Source organism: Bradyrhizobium sp. A5 (genome assembly GCF_042076515.1).
Classification (GTDB): Bacteria; Pseudomonadota; Alphaproteobacteria; order Rhizobiales; family Xanthobacteraceae; genus Bradyrhizobium; species Bradyrhizobium cosmicum.
Genome location: NZ_CP148990.1, coordinates 111,887 through 129,355 on the forward strand (window position 1 = coordinate 111,887; position 17,469 = coordinate 129,355).

Below are 17,469 nucleotides of genomic sequence, written 5' to 3' on the forward strand. Positions count from 1 at the left end.
CGATGTGATGGCTAACAGCCGGTAAATCAGGTTCCGGACCGGGGCGGCGGGACGTTGGCGAAATACCAGTCGCGCAGATGGGTGAGCGCAGGATGCGACAGCGAGCGCTGGAGGTAGGTCCAGATCCGCGGCTGGTGGCGCAAATAATGCGGCTTACCGTCGCGGCGGTTGAGCCGGGCAAAGGTGCCGAGCAGGCGAGTGTTCCGCTGTGCCGACATGATGGCGTAGAGCTCGGCGAAGCCGGCCGGATCGAAGCTCGCATCATCGGCGCGACGTGCCTTGATGTACCGCGACAGCAGCGTCAGCTCGATGTTTTCGGGCACGTCGATACGCGCGTCCTGGAGCAGCGAGACGACGTCGTAGGATTTCGGCCCGAGCACAGTGTCCTGGAAGTCGATCACGCCGACGCGTTCGATGCCGGTACGATCTGCAAGCCAGATCAGATTTGGCGAGTGATAGTCGCGGATGATCCAGGTCTTCGGTGCGGCCAGCGGCTTCTTCAAGAGCTCGCGCCACATCGCGAAGAACTCCGCGCGCTTCTCGTCGCTCAGCGGCGCGTTGCGATCGGGCAGATACCATTCCGGCATCAATCCGATCTCGATCAAAAGTGCTTCGATGTCGAAGACGGGAATGTCGTAGGCCTGCCCGTTCAGCGGCAGCTTCTCCGGCAGTGTCTTGCCGTGCAGCAAAGCGAGCACATCCGTCGCGGCTTCATAGCGTTCTACGATAGGACGCGGCGGGTCGCCTTCGATCACACCCTCGCTGCCAAAATCCTCGCTGATCAGAAAGCCCTGGTCGAGATCGAAATGATGGATCTTGGGCGCCGAGATTCCCTGCGCGCGCAGCCCTTCGTCGATCGCGACGAACGGTGTGACGTTCTCGGCGAGATGCACCGCGGCGCTGTAGGATTTTCCGTTGTAGAGCGCGGCGCCGTCCGGACGCTGCGGAAAGTTCATGAGGATGACGACGCCGTCATCGCGCAGCAGTCGTGCATAGGAGCGGGTCGAGGCGTCGCCGGCCATGCGCTTGCGGCCTGCGTCGATATAGCCGGACCTATCGAGGAAGTCGCGCAGCGCCTGTAGCCGCGCAACGACGGCAGCGCTCTTGCCGTAGCCGGTGATTTCGGCGGCGCGCGCGTTCGGGCCCAGCGCCGGCCGGTGCGTCAGCGCGATGTCGATGCGATCCCCAGGCATCGCCGACGGCGCGCGCTCCGGCCATTCGATCAGCACCAGCGTCGCATCGGGGAGCGGCGACAGCCCGATCTCCTCGAGCTCGCTCTCGTCCTCGATGCGATAGAGGTCGGCATGCATCACCGGAAATGGCGGCAGCTCGTAGCCCTGCACCAGGGTGAAGGTCGGGCTCGGCACTTCCAGTTCCTCGTCGCCAGCGAGGTAGCGGATCAGGCTGCGGGCGGCCGCAGTCTTTCCGGCGCCGAGATCGCCGGTGAGGGTGATGACATCGCCGGGACCGACCAGCAGCGCGAGGTCGGCCATCAGTTGCGCAGTCGCCGTCTCGTTGGGAAGCGCGACGGAGAATGTGGCGGGCGCAGTCATTCGGCGGCGTCGCGATGCGCCGCCTGGTCGGTCGGGAAGTCGCAGATCACGACCGTACCCCGGCCGACGATCGAATCCACCCGTACCTTGCCGCCATGCAGCTCGACGAAGGAACGCACCAGCGACAGGCCGAGCCCGGCGCCGCGGTGACGCGACCCCTGCGAGCGGCTTTCGAACCAGTTGAACACCTTGTCCTTCATGTCGGCAGGTATTCCAGGCCCGGAATCTGTCACGGTGAAGACCACGCTATGCTCAGTGCGGCGCGCGCTGATGCCGACCGTGGAATCCTGTGGAGAAAACCCGACGGCGTTGGCGAGGAGGTTATAGAGCACCTGCACCACGCGCTTCTCGTCGCCGATGAAGCTGCCGATATCCGGCGCGATCTCGACCTTGAGACGGATGCGGTCGGTGGCGAGCCGGTCCTGGATGCCCTCGGCGGCCAGCTCGATGGTCTTGCTGACGTCGACCGGTCCGAGTTCCAGCTTCATGGCGCCGGCGTCGATGGTGGCGAGATCCAGGATGTTGTTGGTCAGCGCCAGCAGCGCGTTGGTCGATTTGGTGACGTAATCGAGATATTCGGCCTGTTTCGGCGTCAGCGGCCCGGTGGAGGGATCGCTGAGGAAGTGCGCGAAGCCGATGATGGTGGTGAGCGGCGAGCGCAGCTCGTAGGAGACGTGGTGGACGAAATCCACCTTCATCTGGTCGGCGGCCTCCAGCGCCTCGTTGCGCTCACGCAGCGCGCGCTCGACATTCTCGGTGTCGGTGATGTCCTGGAACGTCAGCATGGTGGCGCCGTCATGCAGCGGGCGGATCATGCCGTCGAGCACGCTGCCGTCCTTGCGCTCCAGTTTCAGGGGAACGTCGGCGCGGCTCTCGATCGAGGTGACGGCCTCACGGATCTGGCGCCAGACCGCAGGGTCGTCGAACAGCTGGTGGCACCAGCCTTCGACGGTCTGGATATGCGGCTCGTCGCGCATGGCGTCGGCGGACAGCTTCCACATCCGGACGAAGGCCGGGTTGAACAGCTGGGCCTTGCCGTTGCTGCCGAACACCGCGACGCCCTCGGCGAGGCTGTCCAGCGTCTCGCGCTGGACACGGATCATGCCGTCGAAGCGGCGGGCGAGTTCGAGGCTCTCGGTGACGTCGTCGAACAGATAGGTGACGCCGCCTTCCGGATTCGGCGTGGTGACGACGGAGAGCGCGCGGCCGTCGGGCAGATACCAGGTATCCTTGGCGGCCTCCACGGCACGATAGGCCTCGTGCAATTTTGCCTTCCAGGCGCGGAAGTCCGGCTGCTCCGGCAGTTTTCGTGCGGCGCGGAGCTGGTCGAGCACGCTGGAATCGTCAGGATTGGCGTCCAGGAAGGTGCGGTCGAGGTCCCACAGCCGCCGGTAGGAATCGTTGTAGAAGGCGAGCCGGCGCTGGCCGTCGAACACGGCAACGCCCGAGGAAAGCTGGTCGAGCGTGCGGCGATGCGCCTCCGCCATCCGCACCAAGGCCGAGCTCAGCGCATCCGCCTCGCTGGCGTCGATCGCGACGCCGACCCTGCCGCTGCCGACATTGACCGCGCGCACGTCATAGATGCGCCGCTCGCCGCCGATCACGATCGGCAGCCGTGAGGTGAAGCTGGCGGCCTCTTTCAGGCCGCGATCCATCGCGGTGCGGTCGGCACTGTCGAGCAGCTCGAGCTTGCGCTGCTGGGCGTCGCCGACGCTGGTCGCCTCGGTCGCGCGCACATAGGCCGGATTGGCGAAAGTGAGCGCGCCGTTCTCGGCCTTGGCCCAGATCGGCCATGGCGCGGCGGCGGCGAAGCCGCGCAGCATCTCGGTCTCGTCGGAGAGCGCCTTGTAGCGCAGATTGGTTTCGGCCAGTTCGCGGCGCAGGCCCGAGAGTTCGCGAATCCTGACAATGGCCTGGCCGCCGATGGCGCGGCCGATGGCCTCCAGCGTGTGCCCATGCGCGGTCGTCAGCGTGATCTGGAATCCGTCGCCGCGATCACGCAGCGCATCGACCGCATGGTCCATCTGGAGCGCCGGTTCCGGCGGCAGCCAGGTTCCGAACGCGAGCACGCGCTGCGGCGAGGAGTCGCGTGGCAACACCATGGAGATGTCGCCGGAGATCTGCGCGCGGTCGTCGCCGGCCGGCCAGGAGATCAGGACCTGCGGCTCGGCGAACAGCAGCGCGCCGAAGCGATCGGCCTGCAGCTGCAGTTCCCCGATCCGCGCGCGCAGCCGCGCCTCGTTCTTCGCCGTGCGCACGCGCGTGCGCATCAGCAGGATGGCGGCCACGACCGAGAAGCCGAGCAGGGCCAGCGCGGTGGTCAGCACCGCGAGTTCCTGCCGGTTGAAGTCCAGCAATACCGAGAGTGTGTCGACGAGGTCGGCGGCCTCAGCCGGCGCAGCCGGCAGCAGCGCCGCGAGAGCGCTTCCAATCATGCCGTTGCGCACGAGCGATGTGCACGACAGCAGCGTCCGACGCATCGACACGATCACGCCTGACATAGTTGCCCCAAGACCGCACGAATTGACGCGCGGCGACCCCCGTCGCGCGCGAATCAAACGACAATACCCTCACCGTGACTCCAGCGGTAAGAGTCCAGATCGTGAACGCAAAGGCGGCCCCAAAAAAATGCAAAGCGCGATATTCCAGCCGCACGTCGCTCGTCGGGTGATTCGATTGGAATTACCGTGCGTTAGCGGCCGGTCGAGCCGAAGCCGCCGGCACCGCGATCGGTCGCGGTCAAGGTCGCCACGGGAACCAGCGCGGCCTGCAAGACGGGCGCGATCACCATCTGCGCGATGCGCTCGCCGCGCTTGATCACGAAGGGGGTTGCGCCGTGGTTGATCAGGATCACCTTGATCTCGCCGCGATAGTCCGCGTCGATGGTTCCGGGCGAGTTCAGCACGGTGACGCCGTGCTTGGCGGCAAGACCGGAGCGCGGCCGCACCTGGGCCTCGTGCCCGGGCGGCAGCGCGATCGCGAGCCCCGTCGGCACCAGCGCATAGTGACCAGACGCGAGCGTCATCGGTTCGCTGTCCGGCACCGCGGCCATCAGGTCGAGGCCGGCGGCTTCGGCGGTCTGATAGGCCGGCAACGGCAGGCCCGCGGCGTGGGCGAGCTGCTGCAGTTCGACCGTGATTGTCGTGCTCAAGATGCCCGCTCCCGGGATTTGTCGGTCACGCTCCTTGCGACATGCGCGACCAGTTCGATGGCGACCTGTTCCTTGGTCATCACCGGCCAGGAATCAACTGCAATCTCGCCGTCCTTGCGACTAATCAGATGCACGGTATTGCGGTCGCCGCCCATCACGCCGGTCGCGGGCGAGACGTCATTGGCGACGATCCAGTCGCAACCCTTGCGCGCGAGCTTCGATTTGGCGTTGTCGATGAGATGTTCGGTCTCGGCGGCAAAGCCGATCACCAGCGGCGGGCGCTGGTCGGTCAGCTTCGAGACCGTGGCGAGGATGTCGGGGTTCTCGACCAGTTGGAGCGGCGGCATGCCGGCCGACGTCTTCTTCAGCTTCTGCTCGCCCTCGCTCGCGACGCGCCAGTCGGCGACCGCGGCTGCGAAGATCGCGATGTCGGCGGGAAGCGAAGCCTGCACCTGTTCCAGCATCTGCCGCGCGGATTCGACATGCTTGACCGTGACGCCGGCGGGATCGTCGAGATCGACCGGACCGCTCACCAGAATCACCTCCGCGCCTGCGGCTTGCGCTGCGGCGGCAATGGCAAAACCCTGCTTGCCGGAGGAGCGGTTGGCGATGTAGCGCACCGGGTCGATCGGCTCATGGGTGGGCCCTGCGGTGATCAGCACGCGCTTGCCGGCGAGCGGGCGCGGCAGCGGTGGCCGCAGCAGGCGCTCGGCGGCGGTGGCGATCTCGATCGCCTCGGACATGCGGCCGACGCCGGCCTCGCCCGCTTCGGCCATCTCGCCGGAATTCGGCCCGATCAGCACCACGCCGTCGCGCTGAAGCTGCGCGACGTTGCGGCGCGTCGCCGCGTTGTTCCACATCAGCGGATTCATCGCCGGCGCCAGCAGGATCTTGCGGCTGGTCGCGAGCAGGATGGCGCTGGCGAGATCGTCGGCATGGCCATTGGCCATCTTCGCCATCAGGTCGGCCGTCGCCGGCGCCACCACGATCATGTCGCACTCGCGCGCCAGCCTGATATGGCCGGCGTCGAACTCGCTCTGGGGATCGAACAGATCGGTGTAGACGCGCTCATGCGAGAGCGCGCTCACCGCGAGCGGCGTGACGAATTGCTGTGCGGCCTTGGTCAGCACGCAGCGGACCTCGATGCGGCGCTCCTTGAGCCGGCGGATCAGGTCCAGCGACTTATAGGCCGCGATCCCGCCGCCGATGATCAGGGTGACGCTGGCCTCCGCGACGGCGCCGATGCGCTGCGGCGTGGGGGCCGTGGATGGGGCCGGCGGCAGCGCGAACGGCGTCAGCGGCTCCTCGCGACCTTCGATCAGCTCCCCGAGGATGACCCGCACCTCCTCCTCGACCGACCTGCGGTTCCTGGCCGAGCGCAGGCGCAGATAGGTTTTGACGCCCTCGTCGAGCTTGCGGATGGTCAGGCTTGCCATGACGCCTCTCCAGCACAGATGATAGCGATGCTATCAACCACTTGATTGCAGTGCAATCATAGATTCCGCACGGCGATCAGGATGCCGATGAAGGTCGCGGCGATGATCCAGAGCGCGACGGTGCGCCAGCGGTTCTTGCGGCCCTCGCTGCGGCCCATCGCGGCGATGCTCTCGGGTGATAGCCGGATGCCGTCCCGGGTCATGGCTTCGAGCTGCTCGAGCACGGCGACCGAGCGCTGCGCGATGTCGGGCAGGCGCATCAGCACGCGGGCGAGGTCGCCGCCGCCGGAAATCGCCCCCTGCACCCGGCCGATCGGTCCGAGATTGCGCTCGATCCATTCGCGCACCACGGGATCTGCGACCTTCCAGATGTCGAGCCGGGGATCGAAGCCGCGCGCCACGCCCTCGACCACCACCATGGTCTTCTGCAGCAGGATCAGTTCGGGCCGCGTCGTCATGTCGAACAGGCCGGTAACCTCGAGCAGCAGCGTCAGCAGCCGCGCCATCGAGATCTCCTCGGCGGTGCGGTTGTGAATGGGCTCGCCGATGGCGCGGATGGCTTGCGCGAAGTTCTCGACGGAGTGATGCGCGGGCACGTAACCCGCCTCGAAATGCACCTCGGCGACGCGGCGATAGTCGCGCGTGATGAAGCCGAGCAGGATTTCGGCAAGGAAGCGCCGCTCCTTCATGCCGAGCCGGCCCATGATGCCGAAATCGACCGCGACCAGGCGGCCGGCGTCATCGAGGAACAGATTGCCCGGATGCATGTCGGCGTGGAAAAAACCGTCGCGCAGCGCGTGGCGCAGAAAGCTCTGGATCACCTTGCGGCCGAGATCGGGCAAGTCGACCTGCGACTCCGCGAGGCGCTTGTGATCGTTCAGCGCGATGCCGTCGATCCACTCCATCGTCAGCACGTTGTGCGTGGTGCGGTCCCAGTCGACAGCGGGCACCCGGAAGTCGGGATCGTCCCGCGTGTTCTCGGCCATCTCCGACAGCGCGGCGGCTTCGAGCCGCAGGTCCATCTCCATCGCGACCGAGCGCGACATGGTGTTGATGACTTCGATCAGGCGCAGCCGCCGCGCCTCGGACGAGTAAGCCTCGGCCTTGTGCGCGACGTAGAAGAAATCGGAGAGATCGCGGCGGAAGCGCGAGGCCACGTTCGGTCGCAGCACCTTGACCGCGACCGACTTGCGGACTCCGTCGCGCAACACCTCGCCGCGATGCACCTGCGCGATCGAGGCGGCCGCGACCGGCGGGCCGAGGCTCGCGAACAATTCGGTCAGCGGACGCTCCAGCGAGGTCGCGATAGCGGCCTCCGCTTCGGCTTGCGAAAACGGCGGCAAGCGATCCTGCAGGCTCTCCAGGTCGCGCGCCATGATGACGCCGACGACGTCGGGGCGCGTGGCGAGGAACTGCCCGAGCTTGAGATAGGCCGGGCCCATCCGCGTCAGCGCGCGCGACATCCGTGGCCCATCCTTGGGGCCGCGCCGCTCGACGATGCGCGCAAGCTTCAGCGCGAGCTGTCCGGGCGGCGGCACCAGGCTCGGATCGACCGAGCCGAACACGCCTTCGCGCGCAAACACGAACGCGGCGCGAATCAGGCGCGAAATGTGGGTGATGGCAGAGATCACAAACGCCAGCCCGAATGCAGTGCGACGATGCCGCCGGACAATGTCTGCCAGTTGACGCGGGAAAAGCCCGCATCGCGGATCATGTCGGCGAAGGCGTTGGGCTTCGGGAACTTGCGGATCGATTCGACCAAATACTGGTAGGACTCGGCGTCGCCCGTGACCATGCGGCCGAGCGGCGGGATCACCTTGAACGAGAACAGGTCGTAGAGACGATCGAGGCCGGGCATCTCGACGGTGGAGAATTCCAGGCACAGGAAGCGACCGCCGGGCTTGAGCACACGATAGGCCTCGCGCAGCGCCAGATCGATCCGCGGTACGTTGCGAATGCCGAAAGCGATCGTATATGCATCGAAGCTGCGGTCGGCGAAGGCGAGCGCTTCGGCATTGCCCTCGACGAAATCGACCTGGGTCTCGAGATGCCGCTTCACGGCGCGCTCGCGACCGACATCCAGCATCCCGGAATTGATGTCGCAGACGGTGGCATGGAAGCCCGGCCCCGCCGCCTTGGCGGCCCGGAACGAGATGTCGCCAGTGCCGCCGGCGACGTCGAGCAGGGCGAACGGCCGGTCGCTCCTGGGCGGGTCGAGCGCGTTGATCATGATGTCCTTCCAGACCCGGTGCAGGCCACCGGACATCAAATCGTTCATCAAATCATAGCGCGACGCCACGCTGTGAAACACATCGTTCACCAGCGTCTGCTTGTCCCCCAGGGGAACGTCCCTGAAGCCAAAATGCGTGGTTTCGCCCGGCCGATCCATTACTCTACTCCACAGGGCGAACCATAGCGCGCCCGCCGCAATGGCGCTATCACACCGCCCTCATAAGGTGAATGCCTGACCATGCCTGAATTGCCCGAAGTCGAGACCGTCCGCCGCGGCCTTCAGCCGGTCATGGAGGGTGCGAAAATCCTCGTCGCGGAGGCCCGCAGGCCCGATTTGCGCTTTCCGTTCCAGCCGGATTTCGTCGCCCGGCTCCAGGGACAGGTCGTCACGGGGCTGGGACGCCGTGCAAAATATCTCATGGCTGATCTCGCCTCCGGCGACGTGCTGCTGATGCATCTGGGCATGTCGGGCTCGTTCCGCGTCATCAAGCCGGACAACGATGCATCGCCTGGCGAGTTTCACTATCCGAAGGGGAAAGACTCCACGCACGACCACGTGCTGTTTCGGATGTCCTCCGGCGCCGACATCGTCTTCAACGACCCGCGCCGCTTCGGTTACATGAAAGTGATCGCGCGCAACGCGCTCGAAGACGAGCCTCTGCTGCGCGACCTCGGCCCCGAGCCGCTCGGCAACGCGTTCGATGCGGCGATGCTGGCGCGGTCCTGTCAGGACAAGACCACCAGCCTGAAGGCCGCGCTGCTCGACCAGCGCGTGGTGGCGGGGCTCGGCAACATCTATGTCTGCGAAGCGCTTCACCGCTCGCATCTGTCGCCGCGCCGGATCGCGGCGACGCTGTCGACCAGGAAGGGTGTGCCGACGGATCACGCCAAGCGATTGGTGAGTGCAATCCACACCGTGCTCAACGACGCCATCAAGGCCGGCGGATCGTCACTGCGCGATCATCGCCAGACCTCCGGCGAGCTCGGCTATTTCCAGCACTCCTTCAAGGTCTACGATCGCGAAGGCGAGACCTGCAAGACGCCCGGCTGCGGCGGCACGGTGAAGCGATTCACGCAGAACGGGCGGTCGACGTTCTGGTGTCCGAAATGTCAGAAGTGATGTAGCGCCGTAGCCCGAATGCTCGCGCGCGTCCGTTTCATCTGACAAGTCAGATGTTTGCGCGCCGTCGCCGAGGTACCTCGGCGGCAAGCGGCTCTACTGTGCATGGGGTTGTTTTCGATGTTTTTGTTCGATGGCATGCCGGCCATCGCCAAAAACGCGAAGCGAAGCAATCCGGCCGGGCTGGTGGCCGGATTGCTTCGTCGCTCGGCCCTTCCTGGTGGCGAAGGGCCGACTGCCGTCTGAGCGATTGCCCCGCTCAGGACGTCAGTGTTTCGTCCGCCGCAAGCTCGGTGGCGACGTGCAGCATGCCGTCCGCCGCCGAGATCACCTGGTCGATCAGCGCATTGGTGGTGGCTTCGAGCTCGAGCCGGGTCTCGATCCAGCGCCAGAGGCCGCGGATCTCGTCCGCCGACTTGCCGTTCGGCGCGAACTCACTGACAGCGAGGCCGCTGGCGAGCGAGTCCTGATGGTCGTTGCGCATCACGATCAGCGGGCGCGCGAGCACGTCGGCGAGATCGAGCGCGCCTTCCTCGGCGAGCGTGTTGGCGGCGTTGTCGATCCGCTGGCCGCGGATCGGCGTCTGGTTCAACACGAAGCTGAAGGGACGCTTCCAGGCGCGCGCGACGCTCAGGGTGGAGACAGTCGCCTCGATGTCGGCGACGCTCGGGCGGGCCGGGATCAGGCAGAGGTCGGAGTAGCGGATCGCAGCCGTGGTCGCGGCGCTGAGGCCGGCCGCGGTGTCGACGATCGCAAGCTGCAGGCCGCTGCCGGCGAGCATCTTGAGACGCGGCTCGATATCGGCGGAATGATAGATCGGCTCGACGACGACGTCGTCATTGTTGCGGCGGCGCAGCCAGTTGGACAGGGTGCCCTGCGGGTCGGTTTCGATCAGGCGAACAGTGAAGCCGGCCTGCCTGGCTGCCAGCGCGAGGCCGATGGCGAGGGTGCTCTTGCCGCTGCCGCCCTTTTGGGTGGCGAGTACGATCGTGTGCATTGGAAGATGAATCCTTTGGAGTGCCAGGGTCAGGGGAAACGCCACGCGAACGTGCATCGCTTCTCGATGCTGAGCTCTTCTCGCTCAGGACGTGCCCTGCCCGATCCAAAGGGGACCGCGGATGTCCGAATCAACACTAACAATGATGGCAGAATCGGGAATGCCAGCTAATCCGTACCATTACTGGACCCGTAATCGTGCGTGTGGTGTGCTCGCCGCCGTGAATAGGAAGGACGAGCGGCATGAGCGGAAACTGGCGCGACCGGACGGCGACGACCTTTGACTGTCAGAAGATGCCGGCGGTCTCGAGCCGCGGCATGGTGGTCAGCAATCACCCGCTGGCCTCCAGCGCCGGCGCCGAGATGCTGGCCGCGGGCGGCAATGCCGTCGATGCCGCGATCGCCACCCTGTTCACGCTGACCGTGGTCGAGCCGATGATGGTCGGCATCATCGGCGGCGGCATGGCGCATATCAGGCTCGCCGACGGCAGCCATCGCTTCATCGACGGCCAGAGCACCGTGCCCGCGGCGGTGCGCGATACCACCTACACCTCCAAGCCGGGCTCGGCGCATGACGTGTTCGACACCGTTGGCAACGAAAATCTCAGCGGCCCGAAGGCGGTCGCCACGCCGGGCTCGCTGAAGGCCTGGTGCGAGACGCTGCGCAGGTTCGGCACCATGAGCCTCGCCGACGTGATGCAGCCCGCGATCAAGCACGCCGCGCGCGGCTATGCAGCGACACCCTATTTGCACGAATGCATCAGCGAGAGCGCCGCCGAGATGCGCAAGGACAAGCCGATCTCAGCGATCTATCTGCCCGACGGTGCACCACTGAAGGTCGGCGAGCGCGTCGTACAAGCTGAATATGCCGAGACGCTGCGTTATATTGCCGATCACGGTGAGACCGCGCTCTACGAGGGGCCGCTCGGCGACATCCTCGCCGACTACATGGAGAAGACCGGCGGCTTCATCCGCCGCAACGATCTCATCAGCTACAAGACCGTCGAGCGGCGGCCGATCCGTGCCGACTATCGCGGCTGGACCATCCTTGGCCCGCCGCCGCCCGCGGCCTCAGGCGTGCACATCGCGCAGATGCTCAACATCCTGGAGGGCTACGACATCGGCGGCCTCGGTTTCGGCACATCGGAGACGATTCATTACCTCGCCGAGGTCCTGAAGATCGCCTTCGCCGATCGTGCCGCGGCCAGCGGCGACCCTGACTATGTCGGCGTGCCCGTCGAGCGGCTGACCTCGAAAGCCTATGCCGAGGAGCGCCGTCGCGCCATCGATCCGTCGCGGGCGCAGGCCTGGAGCGCCGGCGTGTCGCCGCTCGAAGGCGCGCACACCACGCATATGACGGCGGCAGACAGCTTCGGCAACGTGGTCGCGACCACGCAGACCATCAACAATCTGTTCGGCGCCAAGATCATGATCCCGGGGCTCGGCGCCATCGCCAACAACTACATGAACCTGTTCGATCCGCGTCCGGGTCACGCGCTGTCGCTGGCGCCGGGCAAGCGCGTGACGACCTCGATGTCGCCGATGATGGCGGTACGCGAGGGCAAGCTGCGCTATGCGCTCGGCTTGCCCGGCGGCAAGCGTATCTTTCCGAGCGCGATGCAGGCGCTGGTCAATCTGATCGACCACGGCATGAGTCTGCAGGAGGCGGTCGAGGCCCCGCGGGTCTGGACCGAGGGCAACGCGCTCGAGGTCGAGCAGACCGTGCCGGAGAGCGTGCGCAAGAAGCTCGCGGGGCTCGGCCACCAGGTGCAGCCGGTTGCGACGGTTGCCGGCGGCATGAACGGCATCGCCTTCCACGACGACGGCACCATGACCGGCGCCGCCTGCTGGCGCGCGGACGGCACGCCGGTGGGAATCTCCGGTGGCCTTGCGAAGGCCGGGATCAGGTTCAGGCTCGCCTGAGCGTCATTTTTTCGCGCTGCCGCCCGCGACGTCTGCGGCAGCGCGCGCGATCAGGTCGGTTGCACTTGCTTCGGTCTGAATCGATCGCACCTTGACGTCGATCGTGATCAGCTTCCATTCGCCTTCCGACACGGCGTAATCCAGCTCGTAACTCAGCCGCGAGGGTGTTGTGTCGAAATAGCCGCGCAACAACAGCGCGCCGTTGTCGTTGATCGCCGGATCTTCAGTCGCAACGATCGGCATGCCGGCGATGGCGTCGATGTGATGCCCGGCAAAGGTCCTGAAGGCCTGCTTCAGCGTGCCGGATGAATAGCGTTCGCGAAACGGTCTCGCCATTTTCGCATAGAGGACATCGTAGTTGCCGGTGAGATTGGCGTCATTGAGCGTCAGCAGCGCCACCTTCACCATCACCTCCTCCACCTTCGGCGTCGGCAGCGCTGGCGATTGTGCCCGGGCCGCGAAGCCCATCAGCGCGACTGTCACTGCGATGGAGAGGGAGATGGGACGACGCATCATGTTACTTCCGTACGCAAATGACGCGAACGACGGCGGCTTTCGCGTCCGTGGAGGTGCCATTCGCAACGACATCGTTCGCCTTCAGGAAATCACGCACTGTCTCCGCCGAGACCATCACCGCCTGTGATGCCGGCATTGACGTCGGGGGCCCCGCGATCATCGCGGGCTTCAGCAGTGCAACGCCGGCGAACTTGCCGTCGCCGTCGATGGCGGGGCTGCCGGAAAAGCCGACGGCCGGCGGCGGCGACAGCGCGGAATCGCTTGATGTGACCGGCACCAGCGCGCCCTTGTGGCTCGACACGCCGGCCGCGCCGCCCTGTCCCTGCGGATCGGCGATGCCGACGACATCGACACTCGTCTTTGCCGCGCCGCCGGCAAGGCTGAGCGGCTTCAGGCCGCGCGCGCCATAGATGTGCAGCAGCGCGAGATCGTGCTCCTTGTCCTCGGCGAGGCGGTCGGCGCTGCCGTAGCCGGCGATGGTGATCGCAAGACAGCTATCGGTGACGAGGCGGTCGGCCAGAATCGCGCCGTCGTCGCTGACGACGATGCCGGTGCCGTATTCGACAGTCTTGCGCGGCGGCGGCCCGGCTTGCGGCCCTGATGGAAACGCGTTGAAGGCGCTCGACATCGCGATCACGACCGGCTCGACGGTGTTCTCGGTCGCCTGGTCGTAGAGGATTGTCATGATGCGGACCTCGTCGCCCTTGAAGGTCCCGCGCACGTAGAATTTCTTCAGGCCCTGCAATCCCGACAGCACGAAGAAGTCCGGCTTCACCACTGTGTAGTCGACCTTGCGTCCGGCCGGCTCCTTCTTCTCGAGCTCGGCGAGCTTGGCGGTGGTGGGGTTTGGCTCCTTGCGGCGGCTGAGCAGCACCTGCACCGTTCCGGTCGGCGAGGTCCATTTCGAGCCGTTGGCGTCGGTGGCCTGCTGCGGCACCAATTTTGAGGGAATGCCGAGTCGCGCGCCGCTGGTCATTTCCGTTACGAGCTTCCAGCCGACGCCCTCCTGCTTCCGCCGCGCGGTCTCGGCGAGTGCGGCACGCTCCTGCGGATTGAGCACGCCGGTCGGCTTGCCGCCCTTGAGCTTCTGGTATTCCTTGATCGCCTCGACCATGCGCGCGCTGACGTCGCCGGTGATGGCGCCGTTGTACTGGCCGACCCAGGCGAGGTCGGATTGTAGCGACAGCCGTTCCGCCTGCGTCATGCCGTCCGCCGTCTCCGACGGCGTCTGCAGGGCAGGCGGCTTGATCGGGACGGTCTGGACCACCTTTGGCTTGGTGCCGAGGACCTGCGGCGTCGTCATCTGGGCGCTCGCGCCTGTGGCAGAAGTCAACATCAGTGTTGCCGCAAGCATCGATCTCATGACAAATCCAGCCAGCCCATTGAACGTGCTGCCATTCAAGCACATCTCGTTGGTCGCGAACAATGTTGGGCTGGTTCAGGTGGTGCCCCTCATCCTGAGGAGCCGCGTAAGCGGCGTCTCGAAGGATGCAGGCCGAGCTGCCGCAGCGGGGCCTTCATGGTTCGAGACGGCGCTTCGCGCCTCCTCACCATGAGGGGAGGGATCTGGAAGGACGACGATGCTCAGCCCGGACGAACTCGAACGCTATGCCCGCCATATCGTGCTGCGCGATGTCGGCGGGCCGGGCCAGGCCGCGCTGCAACGGGCCTCTGTGCTGGTGATTGGCGCCGGCGGGCTCGGTGCGCCCGCTTTGATGTATCTGGCTGCCGCCGGCATCGGCACGCTCGGCGTGGTCGATGACGACGTTGTGTCGCTGTCAAACCTCCAGCGCCAGGTGATCCACGCGACGCCCGACATCGGCCGGCACAAGGTCGAGAGCGCGGCCGAACGGATCGCGGCGCTGAATCCGCATGTCCGCTTCGTCGGCCACGCCACCTGGCTCAACGCCGACAACGCGCTGAGCCTGATCGGCGACTACGATCTCGTGCTCGACGGCTCCGACAATTTCTCGACGCGCTATCTGGTCTCGGACGCCTGCTTCTTCGCGAAGAAGCCGCTGATCACGGCGGCGCTCGGCACCTTCGACGGCTCGCTCACCACCATCCGCGCGCATGAGATGAACGCCGACGGAATATTCAATCCGACCTATCGCTGCCTGTTTCCGGAGGCACCGCCGCCCGGCACGGTGCCGGCCTGCGCGGAGGCCGGCGTCATGGGCGCGCTTGCGGGCGTGATGGGCTCGATGATGGCGCTGGAGGCGATCCGCGAGATTGTCGGGTTTGGCGACGGCCTGGTCGGCCGCCTCCTGATGGTCGATGCACGCGCGATGCGCTTCGAGACGTTGCGCTACGCGCGCGATCCCGCCAATCCGCTCAATGGCGATGGGCCTGTGGTCGCGGACCTCAGCGCCCATCGCACCTGACCGCCGTCGTTACCTGGTGGCTGGCTTCTCGCTGTCGAGATGCGCCATCTGCTCAGCGGCGTATCGTGTGCCGGAGGCGATATCGGGCGGAAAGGCCTTGGCCAGTGCCGCGAGGTGAGCCGGCGTCAGCGTCACCTTTGTGGCACCGAGCGCTTCGGCGAGACGGCTGCGGGTGCGGGCGCCGACCAGCGGTACGATCTCCTGGCCCTGCGCCGCGACCCAGGCGATGGCGACCTGCGCGGGCGTCGCGCCGATCGCGGCGGCGATCGCGCGCAGCTGCTCCACCAGCGCGAGATTGGCGTCGAGGTTCGCGCCCTGGAAGCGCGGCGTCATCAGCCGGTAGTCCTTGCCGGTCTTGCCGGAATCCTTCGACCAATGGCCGCTGATCAGGCCACGCGCCAGCACGCCGTAGGCGGTGATGGCGATGCCAAGCTCGCGGCACGTCTTCAGAATGTCGCGTTCGATGCCCCGCTCGATCAGCGAATATTCGATCTGCAGATCGGCGATCGGATGTACGGCATGCGCGCGGCGGATGGTGTCTGAGCCCACCTCCGACAAGCCGATATGCCTGATGTAACCTGCCTTCACGAGATCGGCGAGGCCGCCGATGGTCTCCTCGATGGGAACGCTGGGATCGAGGCGGGCCGGACGGTAGATGTCGATGTAATTGGTGCCGAGCCGCTGCAGCGAGTAAGCGAGAAAGTTTTTGGTGGCCGCCGGCCGTGTGTCCATTCCGGCGAACTCCCCGGCAGGGCCACGCAGCGCGCCGAACTTGACGCTGATCTGCACCTTTTCTCGCGGCACACCTTTCAGCGCCTCCCGCACCAAGAGCTCGTTGTGGCCCATGGCGTAGAAATCGCCGGTGTCGAGCAGCGTGATGCCGGCATCGAGCGCGGCGTGGACGGTGGCGATGCTCTCGTCGCGATCGGCGGGGCCATAGACCTCCGACATGCCCATGCAGCCGAGACTGAGGGCGGAGACGGTCGGGCCCGTTGAACCGAGTTGACGCTGTTCCATGATGGCTCTCCTCGAAAGGCGGCTGATGGCGCCGCGTGACGAGGCGAGATATGCGCCTGCCTGATTGCGCCGATAAGCTGGACAATACGGAATAGCTTGTTCACATTATCGAACAATGGCCGATCCTGACCTGCGCGATCTCGACGCCTTCGTGGCGGTGGCCCGCACTCGCAATTTCAGGCGTGCCGCGGTCGAAATTCGTGTGTCCGTGTCGAGCCTTAGCCAGCGGCTCCGGGATCTGGAGGAGCGCCTCGGCGTCCGCCTGATGAATCGCACCACCCGCAGCGTCGCGCTGACCGAGGCGGGCGAGCTGCTGCTCTCAAAAGTGGCCCCGGCACTGCGCGATGTCGGTGACGCCCTGGATCAGGTCCGGGGGTTGCGCGAGGTCGCCTCGGGCCGCCTGCGCATCAACGCACCGCCGCCAGCGGTCGACCTCGTGCTGGCGCCGATGGTCGGGCCGTTTCTTGGCGCGCATCCGCAGATCGATCTGGATATCGTCAGCGAAAGCGGCTTCGTCGACATCGTCAGTGGGGGCTACGACGCCGGCGTGCGCTATGGCGAGCATCTCGCGCAGGACATGGTGGCAATCCCGCTGAGTGGTCCGCAGAGCTATGTCGTGGTCGCTTCGCCCGATTATATCGCGCGCCGCGGCCGGCCGAAGCATCCAAAGGACCTGCTCGACCATGATTGCATCCGCGCCCGCTACTCGAGCGGCGTCATGCATGATCTGGAGTTCGAGAAAGCCGGCCAGCTCGTGAAAGTCGACCCGCCGGCGAAGCTGATCTCGACCAATATGGGCCTTGCCATGCGCGCCGTGCTCGACGGCGTCGGCATCTGGGCAACGCTCGATGGCTATGTCCATGACGCCGTGACATCCGGCGCACTGGTCAGCTTGATGGAGGACTGGTGCGAGCCGTTTCCCGGACCGTTCCTGTACTATCCGAGCCGCCGCCAGACGCCGCCCGCGCTGCGCGCGTTCATCGATTTCGTCGCTGATTGGCGCAAGCGCAACGCGCTGCGATCTTAGACCCTCATGGAGAGGAGGCTCGAAGCGCCGTCTCGAACCATGCAGGCCCGACTCTCGCCCGCAGCCATCCTTCGAGACGACCGCTGCGCGGTTTCCTCAGGATGAGGACGGAGA

At 66.0% G+C, this 17,469-nt stretch carries 15 protein-coding genes; 5 read left to right on the forward strand and 10 right to left on the reverse strand.

Annotated features, from left to right (window positions below; all coding sequences use genetic code 11):
* Nucleotides 1–26: 26 nt before the first annotated feature.
* The 6 genes from tsaE to ubiE form a co-directional block, all read right to left on the reverse strand.
* On the reverse strand, nucleotides 27–1,553 hold the full coding sequence (gene tsaE / locus WHZ77_RS00570; protein WP_375311909.1) for a tRNA (adenosine(37)-N6)-threonylcarbamoyltransferase complex ATPase subunit type 1 TsaE: 1,527 nt from the start codon (nucleotides 1,551–1,553) through the stop codon (nucleotides 27–29).
* Nucleotides 1,550–4,054, reverse strand: coding sequence for an ATP-binding protein (locus WHZ77_RS00575; RefSeq protein ID WP_375311910.1), 2,505 nt, complete (start codon nucleotides 4,052–4,054; stop codon nucleotides 1,550–1,552). Before WHZ77_RS00575 ends, tsaE begins: the two co-directional genes overlap by 4 nt.
* Before the next feature lie 191 nt (nucleotides 4,055–4,245).
* A complete protein-coding gene (gene dut, locus WHZ77_RS00580; protein WP_375311911.1) occupies nucleotides 4,246–4,704 on the reverse strand; it encodes a dUTP diphosphatase in 459 nt (152 codons plus the stop codon).
* Complete coding sequence (gene coaBC, locus WHZ77_RS00585; RefSeq protein ID WP_375311912.1) at nucleotides 4,701–6,140, reverse strand: bifunctional phosphopantothenoylcysteine decarboxylase/phosphopantothenate--cysteine ligase CoaBC; 1,440 nt, start codon at nucleotides 6,138–6,140, stop codon at nucleotides 4,701–4,703. Before coaBC ends, dut begins: the two co-directional genes overlap by 4 nt.
* Nucleotides 6,141–6,196: 56 nt before the next feature.
* A complete protein-coding gene (gene ubiB / locus WHZ77_RS00590; RefSeq protein WP_375311913.1) occupies nucleotides 6,197–7,771 on the reverse strand; it encodes a 2-polyprenylphenol 6-hydroxylase in 1,575 nt (524 codons plus the stop codon).
* The gene (gene ubiE / locus WHZ77_RS00595) at nucleotides 7,768–8,529 is read right to left on the reverse strand and encodes a bifunctional demethylmenaquinone methyltransferase/2-methoxy-6-polyprenyl-1,4-benzoquinol methylase UbiE (protein ID WP_375311914.1); all 762 of its coding nucleotides are present in this window, start codon (nucleotides 8,527–8,529) and stop codon (nucleotides 7,768–7,770) included. The genes ubiB and ubiE overlap by 4 nt, the downstream gene beginning before the upstream one ends.
* Nucleotides 8,530–8,610: 81 nt before the next feature.
* Between ubiE and mutM the strand changes: the two genes are divergently transcribed.
* The gene (mutM, locus tag WHZ77_RS00600; protein WP_375311915.1) at nucleotides 8,611–9,492 is read left to right on the forward strand and encodes a bifunctional DNA-formamidopyrimidine glycosylase/DNA-(apurinic or apyrimidinic site) lyase; all 882 of its coding nucleotides are present in this window, start codon (nucleotides 8,611–8,613) and stop codon (nucleotides 9,490–9,492) included.
* 120 nt (nucleotides 9,493–9,612) lie between these two features.
* Nucleotides 9,613–9,738, forward strand: coding sequence for a hypothetical protein (locus tag WHZ77_RS00605; protein ID WP_375311916.1), 126 nt, complete (start codon nucleotides 9,613–9,615; stop codon nucleotides 9,736–9,738).
* Between the two features lie 13 nt (nucleotides 9,739–9,751).
* Here the strand turns inward: WHZ77_RS00605 and WHZ77_RS00610 are convergent, their stop codons facing one another.
* Nucleotides 9,752–10,489 carry an AAA family ATPase gene (locus WHZ77_RS00610; RefSeq protein ID WP_375311917.1) on the reverse strand — a complete coding sequence of 246 codons (738 nt, stop codon included), beginning with the start codon at nucleotides 10,487–10,489 and terminating at the stop codon, nucleotides 9,752–9,754.
* A gap of 242 nt (nucleotides 10,490–10,731) precedes the next feature.
* On the opposite strand from WHZ77_RS00610, the gene ggt reads away from it, so the two are divergent.
* Entirely contained in the window at nucleotides 10,732–12,411 is a 1,680-nt protein-coding gene (ggt, locus tag WHZ77_RS00615) for a gamma-glutamyltransferase (protein WP_375311918.1), read from the forward strand.
* A gap of 3 nt (nucleotides 12,412–12,414) precedes the next feature.
* Here ggt and WHZ77_RS00620 read toward each other — a convergent pair whose 3' ends face one another.
* Both WHZ77_RS00620 and WHZ77_RS00625 read right to left on the reverse strand, forming a co-directional pair.
* Nucleotides 12,415–12,927, reverse strand: a complete 513-nt coding sequence (locus tag WHZ77_RS00620; protein ID WP_375311919.1) for a hypothetical protein — start codon at nucleotides 12,925–12,927, stop codon at nucleotides 12,415–12,417.
* A 1-nt stretch (nucleotide 12,928) separates the two neighbouring features.
* Entirely contained in the window at nucleotides 12,929–14,290 is a 1,362-nt protein-coding gene (locus WHZ77_RS00625; protein ID WP_375311920.1) for a serine protease, read from the reverse strand.
* Nucleotides 14,291–14,507: 217 nt separating this feature from the next.
* Here WHZ77_RS00625 and WHZ77_RS00630 point away from each other — a divergent pair, with 217 nt between their 5' ends.
* Nucleotides 14,508–15,311 carry a ThiF family adenylyltransferase gene (locus tag WHZ77_RS00630; protein WP_375311921.1) on the forward strand — a complete coding sequence of 268 codons (804 nt, stop codon included), beginning with the start codon at nucleotides 14,508–14,510 and terminating at the stop codon, nucleotides 15,309–15,311.
* A 9-nt stretch (nucleotides 15,312–15,320) separates the two neighbouring features.
* Here the strand turns inward: WHZ77_RS00630 and WHZ77_RS00635 are convergent, their stop codons facing one another.
* Nucleotides 15,321–16,328, reverse strand: a complete 1,008-nt coding sequence (locus tag WHZ77_RS00635) for an aldo/keto reductase (RefSeq protein WP_375311922.1) — start codon at nucleotides 16,326–16,328, stop codon at nucleotides 15,321–15,323.
* 115 nt (nucleotides 16,329–16,443) lie between these two features.
* Between WHZ77_RS00635 and WHZ77_RS00640 the strand changes: the two genes are divergently transcribed.
* Nucleotides 16,444–17,355 carry a LysR family transcriptional regulator gene (locus WHZ77_RS00640; protein WP_375311923.1) on the forward strand — a complete coding sequence of 304 codons (912 nt, stop codon included), beginning with the start codon at nucleotides 16,444–16,446 and terminating at the stop codon, nucleotides 17,353–17,355.
* The last annotated feature ends 114 nt before the right edge of the window (nucleotides 17,356–17,469 follow it).

Excerpts from the sequence above, each read along its gene's own strand:
- WHZ77_RS00575 (WP_375311910.1), bottom strand. The coding sequence starts at position 4,054 with ATGTCAGGCGTGATCGTGTCGATGCGTCGGACGCTGCTGTCGTGCACA.
- WHZ77_RS00640 (WP_375311923.1), top strand. The coding sequence starts at position 16,444 with ATGGCCGATCCTGACCTGCGCGATCTCGACGCCTTCGTGGCGGTGGCC.
- coaBC (WP_375311912.1), bottom strand. The coding sequence starts at position 6,140 with ATGGCAAGCCTGACCATCCGCAAGCTCGACGAGGGCGTCAAAACCTAT.
- mutM (WP_375311915.1), top strand. The coding sequence starts at position 8,611 with ATGCCTGAATTGCCCGAAGTCGAGACCGTCCGCCGCGGCCTTCAGCCG.
- WHZ77_RS00635 (WP_375311922.1), bottom strand. The coding sequence starts at position 16,328 with ATGGAACAGCGTCAACTCGGTTCAACGGGCCCGACCGTCTCCGCCCTC.
- WHZ77_RS00610 (WP_375311917.1), bottom strand. The coding sequence starts at position 10,489 with ATGCACACGATCGTACTCGCCACCCAAAAGGGCGGCAGCGGCAAGAGC.
- WHZ77_RS00605 (WP_375311916.1), top strand. The coding sequence starts at position 9,613 with ATGTTTTTGTTCGATGGCATGCCGGCCATCGCCAAAAACGCGAAGCGA.
- WHZ77_RS00630 (WP_375311921.1), top strand. The coding sequence starts at position 14,508 with ATGCTCAGCCCGGACGAACTCGAACGCTATGCCCGCCATATCGTGCTG.
- tsaE (WP_375311909.1), bottom strand. The coding sequence starts at position 1,553 with ATGACTGCGCCCGCCACATTCTCCGTCGCGCTTCCCAACGAGACGGCG.
- ubiE (WP_375311914.1), bottom strand. The coding sequence starts at position 8,529 with ATGGATCGGCCGGGCGAAACCACGCATTTTGGCTTCAGGGACGTTCCC.
- ggt (WP_375311918.1), top strand. The coding sequence starts at position 10,732 with ATGAGCGGAAACTGGCGCGACCGGACGGCGACGACCTTTGACTGTCAG.
- WHZ77_RS00620 (WP_375311919.1), bottom strand. The coding sequence starts at position 12,927 with ATGATGCGTCGTCCCATCTCCCTCTCCATCGCAGTGACAGTCGCGCTG.
- WHZ77_RS00625 (WP_375311920.1), bottom strand. The coding sequence starts at position 14,290 with ATGAGATCGATGCTTGCGGCAACACTGATGTTGACTTCTGCCACAGGC.